Here is a 16,164-nt window from a genome sequence, read left to right on the forward strand (position 1 = left end):
GAGGTCGCTGGCCGTAGTCAGAGCGTTACAGCTGGCGCGAATTCCAACTAGCACGCCGCTGATTTCGGTAGTTTCGGCGGCCCAACCAGTTGCGTTCGCCTTTAGCGGCCCTAGCCGCAGATGGGTTCTAAGCCGATTCTTTTCCGATTGGCAGCATCACGCAAAACACGGCGCCACGAGGTTTGTTAGGCGTTGCCCAGAGACGGCCGCCATGCGCTTCCACGATCGAGCGGCAGATCGGCAATCCCATCCCTAAACCGCTGGACTTGGTCGTGTAGAACGCCTCGAAGATGCTATCGGGATTGGCCTGAGACAGACCCGGACCCGTATCGCTTACCGCGACCAGCACTCCGTCTGGCTCAGCCTTGCTGGTCCTGATCGACAATTCGCGCAGTCCCTGCCCAACCTCGCTCATCGCTTCGATGGCGTTCATGATCAAGTTCAGGATCACTTGCTGCAATTGGACTCTGTCCCCCAAAATGTGCGGCAGGCCCTCTGCCAGTTGCATCGTCTGCAAGACCCCTCTCTCTGACATTGGGATGCGGGCTAGGGCCGCAATTTCCAAAATTGCTTCGTTGACATCCAAGTCTTCCTTTCGTGCCGGCGCATTCCTGGAGAAGTCACGAATCCGGCTCACAATATCAGCGGTTCGCTTTCCGTCCCTGATAATCCGGTCGATCGCGTACTTGGCCCCTTCCAAATTTGGCGGCTGACGGTCGAGCAAGCGCATCGCGGTTCCAGCATTCATAAGCGTAGCAGCAATAGGTTGATTGACTTCGTGGACGATGGACGCGGCGAGTTGGCCCATCGTTGCCACGCGGTTGGCGTGCACCACCTCTGCCTCGGCGCGTTTTCGCTCCGTCAGGTCCAAAACGAAGGCCACGCCCTGATGTCGGAGTTCGTCGAAGGTCGCCCCACCCACAAGCACGGGCACGAGGCTGTTGTCTTTCCGAACAAGGTCCTTTTCGTAAGGTCTGCAGGTGCCAGTAGAAGCCATATCCGCCAAGGCTCGTTCGTCGGCTCCCCTCCATTCGGCCGGAGTCAAGGAGCTCCAGCTCAGGCTGCCCGAAATAACAACTTCGCGGTTATATCCCACGATCTGAAGAAAGGCCTCGTTGGCCTCCAGGATGGGGCCGTCAAGATCAAAGATGCATATCCCAATTATATTGGAGTCGACAAGGCGTCGAACCTTCGCCTCCCGTTCTTGGAGATCGCTATAGAGGCGTGTGTTCTCGAGCGAGATCGCCGCTTGCGCCGCCAGCATTTCCAACACAGTAATTCGTGCCGGTGTGAACGCGTGTGAAGTCAGCGCATTTTCAAGGAGAAGAATTCCGGTCAACTCTCCTTGTTTGATGAGCGGCACGCAGAGGATAGACTTCGATTGTCGTTTACGCAGATAGTCATCAACGGAGAACAGGTTGGGTTTGGAGGCATCATCGAGAATCACGCTTTCGCGTGTACGGATGACGTATCGGACGAGCGATTCTGGACAGGTGATCGGTGTGATCGGTTCTTGACGCATCATGACGTCGATCTGATCTGCGCTCGCTCGCGCCTCCGCTTGGATCAGATATTCATCCCCTGATGGCAGAATCAACAGGCCGCGATCCGCGCCTGCATTCTCGATTAAGGTCTTCATCAGCCGCTCGATCAAACGGGGCAACTCGATCTCACTGGACAAAGCCTGAGAGGCTATTACGACACTCGCAGCATCCAGATGTTGAACCGGCGAGCCAACGATTGCGGCATCATGTTGTCCTTCTGGGGCGGCCAGGTGTGGATAAAGCCGATCGAGCTGCGCCGTCTTGCCGTGGGCGCCCCAGCGGAGATAACAACGCCGGGCCTTGTGCAGATGGGCATTGGCGGATGTCTCGGAGCCGCGCGCGTTGTAAAACCCTGCCGCCAACTCATAGGCCAGCCCCTCGTTCTGTACGAAACCTTGGTCGCGCGCCGAGGAAATAGCCCGCTCGTAAAGGTGCATGGCCGCGGCGTCCCGTCCTTCAATACGGGCGATCTCCGCAGCCAGCAGTGCATGCCTGTCACCGAACGTTGGTGGGTATATTTCGGCCCACTCTCTCAGTTGCTCCAGATGCACCGCCAGGAGATCATCCCATGTTCGCTTCTCGCCGGCGGAAGCGTTCTCATACAATGAGGCCATCGCCAGCGCGCTGTAATAGAAGTAGTCGAGCCGCTGGAAATGAACGGGTGCGGCCCAAAGCAGTTCTTTCGCCCGCTCGGCTGACGCTAGCGCCTCGACGCAGTCGCCCGACAGAAACCGGGATTGTAACTTGAGGACCCAGTATAGGCACGCCGCGGTCGCCGTTGCGTCAGCCGCGATCTGCGTTTCGAAGTCCGCTTCGTCAAACTGCGCATCACTGAAGGTGGAGAAGGTGAAGGTACGGCCCTGCATGGTAGCAATGAAGCGTTGCTGGGCCACGATAACGGTAGCGACGTCGTGGAACCGAGCTTTCCGGACAAAGTCCAGGGCCATTTCCGACTCACGCCACACCGCGTCCAGCGGATCGTTCCGCATCAGAGAATTGGTGACGGACTTGTCCATGCAGTAGCAGGCGACGGTCAGGTCACCGGTGTCGGTCGCTATGCGAAAGGCCGTTCGCAGAAAATCTATCGAGGTTGAGATCGGTTGCGTCCAGACGGCGACTACACCTTTCGCGTGGTAGGCCTTTCCACGGTACGCCGCGAAGTTGTGTCTATCAACGATGTGGCAGGCGAGCTCCGCGAATCGATAACCCTCGCTGTAACGGCGAAATACTGGTCCAAGGATTTGACCGAGATCCGCAAAGCCATGGGCAGATGCGCCGCTTGTGCCGTGCTCCATGGTCACCTTCGCTATCCGGCACGCGAGTAAACACCACAAATGGAAGTCAGTATGGTTAGCTGGGGAGAGGAGCACTGAGAGCACGTCCATCGCGGCCAGCATTTCTGGATCCGTCATCAGTGGCAGATCAAGCAAGCTTTCGATCGGGCGTCCGCCGAGGGTCTGCCAGACCATCTCGTATTCGGCCTGGACCTGCGCCAGGGTTGGGTGCGCCGCGACGTCAATGCCGAACAGCCGCAAACACGAGAGTGCGCTCTCGACTGCTTGGGCGTTTTCCGATTTCAGAGTGTGGAGAAGGACTTTCAGACGGTAGGTGATCGCAAGATCGACTTTCGACGCCGCGCGTTGCGAAAATTCTACTAACAATTGCTCGGCTTCTTCGAAATCGCCGATCAAAAAATTGCACTCCGCACGTTCGAGCCAGAGGCTGAACGTCAGCTCGTACTGGCTGTCCCAGCTTTTTTCGTCAAGCATGGCCAGTCCGGCTGCAAGATACACGCCCGCAGACGCATAGGCAGCCGACGCTTTGGCCTTTCTCCCGGCGCGCAGGTTGAGTGTCGCCAGTTGGGCTTTCTCCCGCGAGTCGGTCAGCACTGCAGCGCCCCGATTGAGCTGAGCAACGACATTGAACAGATGATCGGCAAGTTGATCACCCGACATGTTCGCCAGCAGCTTGCGGCCGATGAGTAGGTGGGTGTCAACGCGGTGCTCGTCGGGAATGAGCGAATAAACCGCCTGTTGAATTCGATCATGCAGGAACCTGTATGCGCCATCCAGCCGATCGACAAGACCAGTATAGACTGCCTCCCGGAGTGTCGCGTGCATTGCTTCCTCTGGTCCATTCTGTACCAGAGTCAGGGTGGCGGTGTCGGCGACGTGGCCTAAACAAGCGAGTTGTTTCAGCACATCCAGGGTAGGCGGAGAAAGCCGCTTCAGCTTTTCCACCATGAGATCCACCACGTTGTCAGTATAACCCTTTGCGTGGATGCGATCGAGTTCCCAACGCCAAGCTTGCGCGACGGGGTCAAACATCAGCAGACCCTCATCAGCTAACTCGGTCATGAACTGGATTGCAAAGAATGGATTTCCGCCAGTCTTTTCCTGAACGAGCTGCGACAACGGCCGTGCCCGCTCGATGTCACACTGCATCGCACTCGCGATAAGCTGATCGACGTCTTTTAGACCGAGGGGAGCCAAGATTATCTCGCCCACCCTCGCATCTGTTTTTTTGATTGCATCCAGCGTTCGCAAAAGAAGGTGTGCGGGACCGACCTCGTCATACCGATAGGCGCCAACCAGGAGAAGGTGGCGCACTTCCGAATGCGTGATCAAATGCTCGATGAGGTCGAGCGTGGCCGTATCCAGCCATTGCAGATCATCGAGGAACAAGACGAGCGGATGATCCGGCTTGGCGAACACGCAAAGGAAGCGGCGGAACACCACCTTAAATCGATTCTGCGCTTCTTGCGGTGGCAGGTCGGAAACGGCCGGTTGTTTGCCGATGAGGAACTCGACTTCGGGAACGAGGTTGACGATCAGCTGTCCGTACGATCCAACCGCCTCAGCCAAGGCACGCCGCCATTGGTCCACTTCCGCTTCGCTTTTGACGAGAATCTGCCGGACCAGATTCTGGAAGGCCTGTGCGAGGGTCGAGTATGGGATATCGCGCTTGTACTGGTCGAACTTGCCTGCTGCGAAAAGTCCGCGCGACGGGACAAGGACCTTATGCAATTCGCTCACCACGGAGGATTTGCCGACGCCGGAATAGCCCGATATCAGGACGAGTTCCGAGACGCCTTCGGCCACGACCCGATCAAAGGACGCGATCAAGGAATTGATTTCACGTTCCCGCCCATAGAGCTGCTCCGGGATCATCAACTGGTCCGACATGTCGTGCGCGGCGAGCGAGAATGGTTCGATGCGACCATGCAGCTGCCATTCCATCAAACAGCGACGCAGGTCAGCCTCGACACCCCCGGCGGTCTGATAGCGTTCCTCCGCGGTCTTCAGGAGAAGCTTCATCACGATTGACGAAAGCACCTGTGGAATTTGGCTTATCCTCTCACTGGGCGAGTCGGCGCGCCTCGCAATGTGGCAATGAACCCACTCCATCGGATCTGAAGCGGTGAACGGAAGCCGGCTGGTCAAGACTTCGTACAGCGTGACACCCAGAGAATAGAGATCACTCCGAGAATCGATAGAACGGTTCATCCGCCCGGTCTGTTCGGGAGCCATATATGGGAGTGATCCAGCGATAAATTCGGGCGCCTCGGGCGCCTGACGCTGGCGGGGGACCCGCGACGCGACCCCAAAACCGGTGAGCCACACGCGACCAAAGTCGTCCACAAGTGCGTTCGCCGGCCTAATGTCCCTATGGATGAGGCCTTGCCGGTGGACTTGACCAAGCGCGGCTGCCAGGCCGATGGCTACATGCAGGCAGCGGACCAGGTCGATCGGGTGTCCCTTGTGCTGCTCAACTGTCTGATCCAGGGGTTTACCACCTGGGTCCTCAAGAATGAGGAGCATTCGGCCTTGAAGACGAATCATTCCGAGGGGCAGAGCCGCCCACGCTGAATCGAGTTCGCTCGCCAACGAGTATTCGTGTTCGAGCCGCCGGAGATTCTGAATCGACGGCTGCTCACCAGCTACCGTTACCGCCAAGATCGGCATGTGGTTGCCATGCTCTCTTCCGCGGTAAAGCGTGAACTCCGCGCCTTCTCGAAGCAACTCTAACGCGTACTTCGAACCCTCAGGCATCACGATTCTTCTTGCTATGGGATGAGCCGTTGTCCACACAGTGAACTCGGCCGCGCAAATTCGCAAATCCCGTGTGGAGCTTCAGCCAATCTGGCGAAGCGATCAACCGTGAAATTCTGCGAAGAGTAGGCGTAATCAGGCTTTAAGTCTTTCAGGACTTAGGTCCATTTGGAGGTTCGGCGGAAAGGCTACCATGATCGCCGCGACCGCAACAGCGAACAAGGTCAATGCCTTGGCGTACGTTCCCGTTGTCGCCCTGTCGAAGTGCCCGCCAGTCACCAGAGCTACGGCGGGAGCCCGCCCTCGCCTGTACCCTAGGAGGGGCTGGCCCAGGGTTTCGCTCAGGACGCAGCCGACGGCCGGCGGCCCGATCCCCCGGCGGGCAAGGGGCGCGCTAAGTTGCCGCGGCCAACCTGCCGCAGAGCCTCGCCCGAGGCATAGCCGACGAGCCCGCCAGAACCGGGATCCCCAGCACGGTCCCGATCACACCATTTCGAAAAGGATCTCGCCATAGCGGGCGGCATGTTCGTCCTGGCCATAGCCGGCGCCGGCGCGATATCTCTCGACAGGGTGCTGAACGGCCTGGTGAAGCGCCGGCAACAGGACAGAAAGACGGTTGCGGCGCTGATAGCGGCCGGTAGGCCTCTCTCGGTCGGCGAAATCAAGCTTCCATTCTAAACCGGCCAACACGCCGGCATCATACAACCCGACCGCCGATCGGCACCCAAGTACACTGCCTTGTGACGTCACCTCAGGGCATACCTTGATGTTATCAGCGATTACCCGTCGGCCAAGGCACCGGTTTTGAAATTCGCTTGATGGCGTCCCTGCCCTTGCCGTTCAACTCCGTCGAGTCCTTGTGTGTCAATTTGTTGCGACGAGAGCTAGTCCCTGTCGTGCTGGTCCGTCTCGTCTCATCTCCTGGCTCTGCAAAAACCGTAGCAGCATGTTCGCAACCTGTTCACCCATGTTGATTTCACGAGTTTCCGAGTGTCGGCATATAAGAGGGAGAGGTCCGATGGATTTCAAGTTGATGGTGAACATTGCCGGCGGCATCCTTCTGGCCATCGCGATCCCCTCGGTGTGTCTCGGCGATGGCTGTTTTGCCGTTCGGGATCGGAACGATTTGAGAGGCGAAAGCTGTGACAATGAAAAGCCCGCCACCGTGCCAGACCAGAAAACTCATATTTTAGCACCTGCGAAACAAAGCTCGCTATTCCGCGTTGAGGCTCGTCGAACAACGGAGCTTCACGAATGGATCCGGCAACTGCAGCTGTGATGATTTTGCTTTCTTGCAGTCCCGCCCAGGGAGTCTGCAAGCCACTCGATACATCACCGTCCATGTTCGGATCCCTTGAGACATGCCAGTTGGCGTTAGCCGTGAGGCTCGAGGGCGCTCCCAACGGGGAGATCGTGGGGCGATGCAGTTCGATTGATCCCTCCGCTACAGGTTCCGTTCCAGCCGGGTATAGCACGATTGTCGTCACGCGGGGCACAGGGGCGGGTGCGGTGAGCAGTCGCTACATCGTGCCACACAAAAACTGAAGCCAGCCACCGTGAGGCAGCGGGCTATTCATTCTCGACCGGACAATTATAGGCCTTGCCCTCCCTCAATGAAGCCATACTCGGCATCGTTGGCTTCGCGCTCGTCGTCCGCTTCGCCATCGTCGTCGCCTTCCCTGTCATCGGTCCCGGTGACTTCGATGCCACCGGCCAGACAGGGTTCGAGATCCGGGTCGGGCTCTACGAAGTCGAGCAGCTACATCAGGCGTTCTTCATCTTCGATCGAGCGACGGACCGCCATGTCCGAAAGGCAGAGGTTCGTGGCTGGGTAGCGAAGAATCGCACACGGTTTTCCGTCATTCGCATGGTTCGCAGAGATTAGCATTATCGCCTACTCTCATCTCGTCCGGCGTCGTCTCCCTCAAAGCAGCGCCGGTAAGGCTCGGCGCCCTTCTTGGTTTCTCCCCGTGTGTCAAAAGGAGGTCGCCGGGCCTTGCCAGGCCCCGCTGCTCATCGCTTGCGGGGTGTCCTGATGACTGAGCTTGGCCCCGTGGCCTAACGGCCAAAACCAAACGTTCCGAAAAGCTTTCCCAGGCTGGCGGCAGCCGAAGGGCTGCAGAAGAGGGATCGTCAGACCGCTCCTGGCGCACCACAGCGACACCACCAAGCTGTAAGTCAGGTCCATCGGCCCTGCTGATGAGTGCCCTTGGACAGATGGATTGCGTTTGCCACGAAAAAGGAATCGTACCGGCCCGTTCTCAGCACGTCAGCCGGAACGGGCCATGGGGAGAACAGCCAACTGGCTAAAATCGCAAGACGACCGAAGGACCACGTCGGCGATAGCACCGGACCCGACGGCGCCCGTGTCGCCAGTAACTACGGCAGACTCTTCTCCAGCCGCGCCGGCGGCGGCGCCGGTGGTAGTAATCTGGGTCGTAGTCTGGGTCGTAATCTTGGTCGTAGTAGCGCCGATGGTTGACCGGCTCCACTTCCGCGTGAGTACCTTCGTTGTCGAAGGCGTCTGGCGCGTCGAGTTCTTCGAGAATGCCGCTTTTGGCCGCTGGAACACCGGCCAATGCGTTGATAGGCCGGACCGCGCCTGCAAAGGCTGCTGCCCCTGCAACGCCAAATATCGCTGTCAAAAAGGATCGCCGATCCATAGTAAACCTCCCAAGTTACATGAGCTGAACGAAGCGCCCCGCCTGCTGAAGGAGCAGGCCCAGCGCACGGTAAAATAGAGGATTGGCCAGCCGCTCAAGCAACTCGCGAATCCTATCAGCGCAGGAAGGGACCTGGCTGCGCCGATCCAAGACATGTCAGCTACGCCATTACCAGAAAGGTAACGGCTGTTGCAAAAATCGGTGCGAGCAACCATCGCGCCTGGCCAACACTTTGATCCATTTGTTCTCTCCCGTTGTGGAGAACCAACAAGCTGAAGCCCTAATCCGTTCCGCCTAGTCCAAAGGTAAGACCATTGCGTTGTCTGGTCCGACTTTAGCCCAATCGGATTAGACCAAGGTGCGTAGGCGGGAACGTTTACCGCGGCTCAAAGTTGGTTGCCGGGCAGTGCGGGACGATGATCGTCGTGTGCCGGTCCTTGCAGGAGAGAAGATATGAAGATGCACTTTGTGAACACCGTCGCAGCCATGTTGCTCTTGGCGGGGATCGGCTCCGCCGCCGCTGACGACATTATCATCCAGCCGGAACAGGACACCGTCATCCGTGAGTATGTCAAGAAGCAGCCCTTGGCTTCGGTGAACCTTCCCGGCGTGGAATTGAACGTCGGGACAGCTCTGCCGGAAACTGTGGAGATCCACGAGGTCCCGAACGTCAAATACCGTTACGTGGTGGTCGACAACCGCACGGTCCTGGTCGATCCGGGCACCCGCAAGATCGTGAAAGTTTACGACTGAGATTTCGAACAACCCACGCTCGCCACCCTTGGGTGGCGAGTGTGTGCATTCAAACGCTACTCAGCCGGACAATTCAAATTGCCACTCAGCTGGACAATGAACATGACGAACCCTGAACTCGAGAGGACGCAAGCCCTGGTTGCCCGCTTGGCTGATCTCCAAGCAAGAATGCAGGCAGCACGTCTTGTTGGTGCCGAGGTAACAACCGTCCGAAAGGTTGCAGCCACAATCGATGACGGCTTGCGACAGGCCGGCCTCACACCGTTAGAAATCGCAGAAGGTCAAGGGGAACAGTTTAGCGATACTAAATGTTCGACTGGCTATGGACAGCCGAACCGTACTCTCAGCAGATCAAGTCAGAGCGGCACGAGCCCTACTGAACTGGCCGCGTGTGCGACTTGCCGCCAAGGCCAATCTTAGCGAGATGGTGATCAGCGCTTTTGAGAACGGATACAGGAAACCGCGTCCCCACAACATCGCCGCCATCCGCAAAGCGTTTGAGGATGCCGGAATCGTTTTCACCGTCCAAGGCACTCCATCGCTAGCCCGCTCAGAAGGTGATAGCGGCCTAGCCGCCGATAATAGACGGTGGCGGGGCCGGGAGAAAAAAGGATAGCGGGGAAAAGCCCGTGTACCCACTGCACCCGATGTCTAAAGCGGCCGCTAACAAGGGCGGTTGTTCACTGACTTTGTGCTGGCGCTCACCTTTCTAAGGTGCCGCTCGAATATGGCCAGCTTCTCTTCGTAGCCGAGCCGCACTCTGGACCTGCAGCTATCGCATTTGAAACCGGCAATCGTTTTCAGCCAGGATCCCCTTCTCACCATAGGGCGTGAACAGGAGGGGCATTGGAATTCTAAAGGTACGTCGCGCAGTTCATTTGATAGAGGCACTGTGCATGTTCTCCTCAGCGGCACGGCCACTGCAACAANCTAAAGGTACGTCGCGCAGTTCATTTGATAGAGGCACTGTGCATGTTCTCCTCAGCGGCACGGCCACTGCAACAACGTAGAAGGAGAAATGTTTCCGGCTTCGGCCATTTACGCGGAGCAATCAGACCTAAGTCCAAATGCTGAAGGGGGCAGGCAAGCTGTTCCTTGCCCTTCGATCCGGATCGTCTCCGTGGCCTCACCATACTCGGCCGTAGCTCAAAGGCTCGTATCACCGGCCAGAACGCGCAGTTCATCCAGTGGAATGGGACAGGACCGGCAAAGCCTCGCGACCGAACTTCTCGAGATTAGACGGATCCGTTGGCCTTCCGCAGAGGCCATGGCATAAGATTCGAGCTCGATCAGCTGTCTTCCTTGCCCTTCTCTATAACGCGGACCAGCCATTCTCAGCAGGCTTCGGCCACTCCACACTGTCTGAGTTTGTGTTCTGAACTGTGCCGCCCATCGCAGTTCCCTCCACCTCCAATAGGCTAATTACGGATTATAAGACCTGGGGAATCGATCTTTCAAGGTGGAATCCGCATTAGCGCTGGATGTTGCATCGCGGCGCGGAGGGGTTTATTAGCTCCCCCTCATCTTGACGCTGGCGCCGGCTGCTCCAAAGTCTTGGGCATCGCTCGGGGAAATATCAAAGTTGGCGACGAGGTCGCAGTCACGGCGATTGTGCGCGGCCGGGTGACGCCCGATCGCATAAGCGTGACNGGCATTTTCCGAACTTTCCGCCATGTCGTCGCGATGACGTTGGCGAAGGCGCTTCAGCAGATCGCGTGAGGCTTGAATCGCCCTGCGCGATTGATCCATGTTCTGGCGAAACGTGGCGCGTTCCTCCATGGACTTCTGCCACTTCAGCAAGGTGGCCGTAGTCGCAGTAGCGGCTTGGGCGATTTCTATGGGCGTTGCAACCATCGCATTCTCCCTAAAAAGGCAATGGTAAACGCAATCTTTATAGGCCCAACGAAACCCTTCTCCAATTAAAAACGACCATACGGCATACGGCAAAATGGCTATTCGTCGGGGCGCTCGACGGCAGCTTCGTCGACCTCGGCTTCCATGTCTCGTCGTTGACGGTCTTGGTCTTGCCAAAACCGTCCATCGCCACACCGTCAAAGCCCTGCAGCCACGCGTCGGCATGTTCCTGCCAGTAAGCTGGCACCTCACGCTCCTTGCCATCCTTGCGCGCTTAGGCGCCGTACATCCAGGCGTAGGTGGCGCGTTCCTGATCTTTCTTAGGCATGGCATTTGCATCATCCTCCCGGAATCCAGCAGCCTTGCGTGCCGCAGCTTCTCTTCGCCTTTGAGGGTCTCGACCCAGCCAACCAGTCCGGGCTTCAGCCACTCGGCCTTTTCCTTTTTATGTCCCTTCGGGACCGGGCCGCCAACCTTGCCCTGGACACGATCCCAAAGCGCTTGCCGCTCATCGGCATTGAAGTTGACGAGTGCGCCGCCTTTGTAGAGGCCCTTTTCAGCCATGATCACCTGGGTAGCTTTGCCGCGCTCGCGCTGTGCACCGATGATTTGCATTTCCTTTTCCTCAAAGCACTTGATCTTGCGCCAAGCGCTCGTTTGCCGCTGCGATATGGGCTGCCCTTGAGCTTCGAGACCATGTCTTCTAGCCCGTCTCGTCGACCAGGTGGTAGACGGCGTCACCAGTGCGGCATCGCTCCGCTGAATTGAATGCGCCCGCCGGCAGGGATCATTTCGTGCAGGATCTCGCCGCGATCTTCGGTCGGCATCCCGCGCAGGTCATGATGCGTGGAACCCTGCCGGTTGCTGACCGTTCTCCGTCAATGGAAGCCCCGAACCAACAGAGCCAAACGATCCTCGTGGTTGACGGCGACGTCATCGCCCGATGCGTCATCGCGGACTATCTCCGCCACTGTGGCTACAGGGTGATTGAGGCCCATTTCGCACGTGAGGCGCAACAAGCGTTGAACTATGCGGAGTTCGGTGTCGACACCGTCTTGTGTGACGTTGACCTGCCGGGCAACATGAACGGGTTCCAACTGTCGAAGTGGGTTCGTGAGAACAAGCCCGAGGTCAACAGTGCTATCTGCCGCAGTAGAACGAACTGCGATCGCGGCGGGCGACCTTTGTCAGGAAGGCCCGCACCTTGCGAAGCCGTATGNGCCGCAGTAGAACGAACTGCGATCGCGGCGGGCGACCTTTGTCAGGAAGGCCCGCACCTTGCGAAGCCGTATGAGCCGGCCAACGTAGTGGACCATATCAGGCGACTGCAGCGTGTTTGGAGCTTACGATCCAGGAACCCTGGTGCAAAGCGCAATTGATCTCTGTCCAGACGCCGAGAGGCTCGTCTGCATACCAATGGTGAATTTAGCCCTGCGAACTGGACGCCGCTCAAAGGAAGAACGGCGTATAAGCCGCAGTCCTGCGTGCGGCCGCAACAGTGGACGGTTGTCGCGCGCAGGACGGAGGAAATTCGCCCTCCTGCCGCGGGCGGTGAACGGGATACCGTAGGAGCGTCAGCATAGCGCCGGCCACAGGACGGGACGCGGCACCGACTGTCCCCGCCCGGTAGTCCGCATGTTTTGGTCGAAGCCGACCGGCTGAGATCGTACGCATTTTGGTTCTCGACGGTACGGCCGCTGATCGGCGATGATGCGAGGACCGAGTTGCCTGGAAGAAATCGATCTGGTCTTGCACCTTTTTTGCTTCCTCATTCGCGGGACAGCTTGTGATTTTCCAGCCTGACAGACCCTCCCCTGTCTATAAGAAATTCCCGACGCATGAGCGCACGTCCAACACAGTGCGGGCTCCAATGCTCACCGGCTGCGCGAGAATGGTAACCACCTACCTTGAGGGGAGCGCCACGTGCGTAATCAACGATGCAGGCGCTGCCAACCTCGGCATCCCCGGCAGTAGCAGGCTTATAAATGAATATGTCGTTGATCAACGCTATCGGCGCAGCCGCCGGGAGATGGACAGACCGCGTTCCAGCCAGCGGTATCGATGTTCCAGGCTAAAGGCATTGGCATGCCCGAATTAGAAAAATGACCTGAATCCCGTAAAGCAGCAACAAAATGCCGAAAGCTATCCAGAAGCCCGGTCGCGTAAGCAATGCCAGATCTTTTCTTAGCTGCTCCATTCACATCAACTAACATGGCCAAGCGTCGTTCCCGTCCGCTGGGGACAAATTTCAACTAAGCTGATCGGCTTCGTCGCATAATGGCCGCGCCACTGCGGATCGAGACACCTCAGCGCCCCGCATGAGCACGCGCAACTCGATCGGAGGTGCAAGGAGAAAGTTCGGAACGGTTCCAAGAGCCCCATGCAAACTGAGCGCCGCAGCGGACGATAAGGTTCACGGATATCCCGGCGAACATCCGCACAGCAATGGTCAAATCAGCGGCAGAAGGGCGTCCGAAAAGGGCTGCCGGCGGCTCTGTCGTCGGAACTAAAAAAGAAAAGAAGCAGAACTTTCGTGTGCGATCGCGCACATCAGATCGCGTCTGCGCTTCAGTTCGCTTGAGAAAAACGCATCTCTTCGTCACCGCCTCATCGAGAGTCACCGCTGCGGCATCCTGAATACAGGTCGGCGACCCGAAGAGCATGCATTGCGCAAGATTTTCCAGATGAACTGATGCCGAGACCGGCCCAAGCGTCCACCCTAGCCTCCAGCCGGTCATTGCATGAGACTTCGACAGGCTGTTCACAATTATCGTCCGCTCTCTCATTCCGGGACTGAATGCTATTGAGAGGAACTCGCCGTCGAACACTGTGCTGCGGTAAACCTCATCGCTGATGATCCATAGATTGTGCCGCTCGGCAAATGTGGCAATGGTTTCCAGATCCTCCTTGCCGAACACATATCCGCCGGGATTGTTTGGGGAGTTCAGCAAGATCGCCCGCGTTCGATCTCCTACCGCTGAACGGAGAATATCCTCGGATGCCTTCCGCCGCGCATTTTGCAGCGATAGTTTGACGGGTCGGACCACTGCTCCATCGGCGCGTATTGCCGCTTCGTATGTAGATACCAAGGCTCAAGGCAAAGCACCTCGTCGCCAGCTCCGGCAACGGAAGCTTAGTGCGATTGAGCGGCCAGGCGGCCGGTCCCCAATTCGTTCGAATGATGCGCTTGCCTCGCCAATGTCGCATGGTGAGTCAGCCGGCAAACCAAAACACTCAACCGCCGGTTAGGCCCGGCCGCCTGATGCGCCCCACAAGAGGCTGTGCCGGGCCGTTCGTCGGGGCTTCTGCACCTGAGTTGTTAATGTGCCCAGGCAACACACCATTGACGCCAAGACGATGGCAAGAAGGGGAGCCGCGCAGTCCTCAAGAATAAGTCAGCAGGCACCTAGACCGATGTAGGGCCTTCCGATCGCAGCTCTCGGCTCCTCGCGGCGCCGGCGCCCTGGCATCGTTTGATTGAACGAAGACGCTGAGTTGAGCTCTCGATACAAAAGCATCTCAGTCCTCGTGCCTCAATGGTCCGGGCATGCGGCTGCAGGGGATGAAGTCATGAAGTTCAGGGATTTGATCAGACGCGCCGAGGACAATGTGGAGAGGTCGTTCGACGATCTCGAAGCTGACTTGGCTAACGCTGTCGACCAGTGCCTCGATTTGGAGGATGTCGCCGACGTGCCAAACATGGCAGGCGAAAACAACGAACAGGATGACAGCGTACCAAGCGAGGACGGTGCCGGCGACGACGATGATAGCTCGCCGATACCAGCGCATCGGATGACCTCACACACGCAGAGCCGAATTGCTGCCGTGAGCTCGTTTAACGGCTTGTTCCACGATGCCAAGCTCCATTTCGAGGAGATCAACGCAAAAATCTCCGAAATTACAAGCACATGTCAACTGACGTTCGAGTTTTTTCACATCCTTCACGCGGACATTCTCCGTGCGAACGAACTGGAGTTGGCGAATCAAAATCTGATCGCAGATCAAAGGAGCTTGTCGGAAACACTCAATGACCTGAACAGACGGTACTGTGAGCGTCAAGGCACGGTCGAGACATTGCAGCAGCGCCAGGCAAGCCTTGTTCAGGAGTGCGAAGTGCTCCGTGGCGCATTGGCCGCGGCAAGGCTGGAGCTGGTCGAAGCGGCGAACAACACCACAAAGAACGAAGCGGAATTTGGCGACCTCACGAACATGCTTGCCGCCGCAAATGTCGAGGCCGACAGGCGCTCCCGAGAGAACAAACAGCTGCGTGAAAAGAATGTGAGCCTGTCTATTGACCTGGAAAAGGCCATGAAGCGGGAGGAAGAGGCACGGCATAGGCTGGATGCATTCTCGACGATCCATGCCAACGAAGCTGCGCGAAATTCCGAAATGCTGAGTGCGCTCGGCAAGAGCGAAAAAGAGGCAATCAAATTGCACACCTCACTCGAGGTTGCGCAGGCGAAGTTATGGGAGGTGACCGAAGCAGCCAGGATTATGCAGGCGGACATGGATGGCGAGCTTAAACGCTGCCAGGCTGAGAACCGAGGATTGCGCTCAGAAGTTCAAAGCCTCCAATCGCGCTTCGAACTCGCCTCAATCGCAAACAACGAGGCCGCAGCCGAGATCGCCAGGCTCCAGCTACAATGGAGCGACGCCCTGGCGGAAAAACAGGTGACTGACGAAAGGTTGGCCGCACTCGCTGAGGAGGCCGAAACCAACAAGGTGAACCTTTCCAAGATCACCGCAGATTTTGCACAGCTGTCCATGCAGCAGGCGTCCGATCAGATTGAACTCGATGTGAGACGGCAGGAATGCGAGGACTTGCGGGTCGAAATTGCCTCGGTCAATGCTCGGGTCAGGGAATTGCTGCCCTACAAGAGGTCGCATGGAAGCGCGAACGCCTTGCCGCATACATCTGACGTGGCAAATGTAGCGGTGACTGCAGACCGAACGGTGCATGCCGCACGCCGTGTCCGCCGCAGGGCCCTCGCCGCGTCGTAGGAAGCAAAGAACCTCTCCTCGTGAGGCAATTGCCCATGTTGATGATCGTGGAACGGTATGCGCTGTTTGTTGCGCAAAAGATGACAGGACACTAACGCTGTTGTCGGGGCAGGACTTGGTGAGGCGGCCAGGAAAATCCTGTTGGGGTATCCTTGTAGCCGGGACAATGTCCCAGACGAGCCTCGCGCGTCGGCCGCAGGCGTCACCCCTGTCGGCATCACGGGTAGTGTGCTGAGAGTTCTGCAAATTCGCTGAGAGGGGGCGGTCATGGCAGGCTGGTGATTGTTCACGTCACTG

At 57.8% G+C, this 16,164-nt stretch carries 12 protein-coding genes and 1 pseudogene; 9 read left to right on the plus strand and 4 right to left on the minus strand.

All coding sequences use genetic code 11. The annotated features are described in order from the left end of the window. Positions 1 to 127: 127 nt before the first annotated feature. The gene (locus tag X730_RS137660; RefSeq protein ID WP_023827532.1) at positions 128 to 5,596 is read right to left on the minus strand and encodes a trifunctional serine/threonine-protein kinase/ATP-binding protein/sensor histidine kinase; all 5,469 of its coding nucleotides are present in this window, start codon (positions 5,594 to 5,596) and stop codon (positions 128 to 130) included. A 489-nt stretch (positions 5,597 to 6,085) separates the two neighbouring features. Here X730_RS137660 and X730_RS1000000168870 point away from each other — a divergent pair. From X730_RS1000000168870 to X730_RS1000000166900, 6 genes and pseudogenes are all read left to right on the plus strand, one after another. Further along, positions 6,086 to 6,274 (plus strand): annotated as a pseudogene (locus tag X730_RS1000000168870) (DoxX family protein); the annotation flags it as partial. A 340-nt stretch (positions 6,275 to 6,614) separates the two neighbouring features. After that, positions 6,615 to 6,875: a hypothetical protein gene (locus tag X730_RS137650; protein WP_023827534.1), complete on the plus strand. Its 261-nt coding sequence runs from the start codon at positions 6,615 to 6,617 to the stop codon at positions 6,873 to 6,875. 321 nt (positions 6,876 to 7,196) lie between these two features. Next, positions 7,197 to 7,481 carry a hypothetical protein gene (locus X730_RS137645; protein ID WP_023827535.1) on the plus strand — a complete coding sequence of 95 codons (285 nt, stop codon included), beginning with the start codon at positions 7,197 to 7,199 and terminating at the stop codon, positions 7,479 to 7,481. Between the two features lie 589 nt (positions 7,482 to 8,070). Continuing rightward, positions 8,071 to 8,337, plus strand: coding sequence for a hypothetical protein (locus X730_RS1000000168325; protein ID WP_155923348.1), 267 nt, complete (start codon positions 8,071 to 8,073; stop codon positions 8,335 to 8,337). Between the two features lie 375 nt (positions 8,338 to 8,712). Next, positions 8,713 to 9,012 carry a DUF1236 domain-containing protein gene (locus X730_RS137630; protein WP_023827537.1) on the plus strand — a complete coding sequence of 100 codons (300 nt, stop codon included), beginning with the start codon at positions 8,713 to 8,715 and terminating at the stop codon, positions 9,010 to 9,012. 322 nt (positions 9,013 to 9,334) lie between these two features. Continuing rightward, the gene (locus X730_RS1000000166900) at positions 9,335 to 9,628 is read left to right on the plus strand and encodes a helix-turn-helix transcriptional regulator (RefSeq protein ID WP_081731668.1); all 294 of its coding nucleotides are present in this window, start codon (positions 9,335 to 9,337) and stop codon (positions 9,626 to 9,628) included. Positions 9,629 to 10,521: 893 nt separating this feature from the next. Here X730_RS1000000166900 and X730_RS1000000168875 read toward each other — a convergent pair. After that, on the minus strand, positions 10,522 to 10,866 hold the full coding sequence (locus tag X730_RS1000000168875) for a hypothetical protein (RefSeq protein ID WP_023827538.1): 345 nt from the start codon (positions 10,864 to 10,866) through the stop codon (positions 10,522 to 10,524). A gap of 366 nt (positions 10,867 to 11,232) precedes the next feature. Here X730_RS1000000168875 and X730_RS1000000168335 point away from each other — a divergent pair, with 366 nt between their 5' ends. Together X730_RS1000000168335 and X730_RS0134825 are read left to right on the plus strand one after the other, a co-directional pair. Next, the gene (locus X730_RS1000000168335) at positions 11,233 to 11,634 is read left to right on the plus strand and encodes a hypothetical protein (RefSeq protein ID WP_023827539.1); all 402 of its coding nucleotides are present in this window, start codon (positions 11,233 to 11,235) and stop codon (positions 11,632 to 11,634) included. Between the two features lie 26 nt (positions 11,635 to 11,660). Then, positions 11,661 to 12,245, plus strand: a complete 585-nt coding sequence (locus X730_RS0134825; protein WP_245261434.1) for a response regulator — start codon at positions 11,661 to 11,663, stop codon at positions 12,243 to 12,245. Between the two features lie 600 nt (positions 12,246 to 12,845). Here X730_RS0134825 and X730_RS1000000167835 read toward each other — a convergent pair. After that, entirely contained in the window at positions 12,846 to 13,085 is a 240-nt protein-coding gene (locus tag X730_RS1000000167835) for a hypothetical protein (RefSeq protein WP_155922539.1), read from the minus strand. An 87-nt stretch (positions 13,086 to 13,172) separates the two neighbouring features. After that, positions 13,173 to 13,955 carry a pyridoxal phosphate-dependent aminotransferase gene (locus X730_RS1000000165550; protein ID WP_081731670.1) on the minus strand — a complete coding sequence of 261 codons (783 nt, stop codon included), beginning with the start codon at positions 13,953 to 13,955 and terminating at the stop codon, positions 13,173 to 13,175. A 481-nt stretch (positions 13,956 to 14,436) separates the two neighbouring features. On the opposite strand from X730_RS1000000165550, the gene X730_RS137620 reads away from it, so the two are divergent. Then, on the plus strand, positions 14,437 to 15,867 hold the full coding sequence (locus X730_RS137620; RefSeq protein WP_023827542.1) for a hypothetical protein: 1,431 nt from the start codon (positions 14,437 to 14,439) through the stop codon (positions 15,865 to 15,867). The last annotated feature ends 297 nt before the right edge of the window (positions 15,868 to 16,164 follow it).

The organism is Mesorhizobium sp. L103C131B0 (genome assembly GCF_000502275.1).
GTDB lineage: Bacteria > Pseudomonadota > Alphaproteobacteria > Rhizobiales > Rhizobiaceae > Mesorhizobium.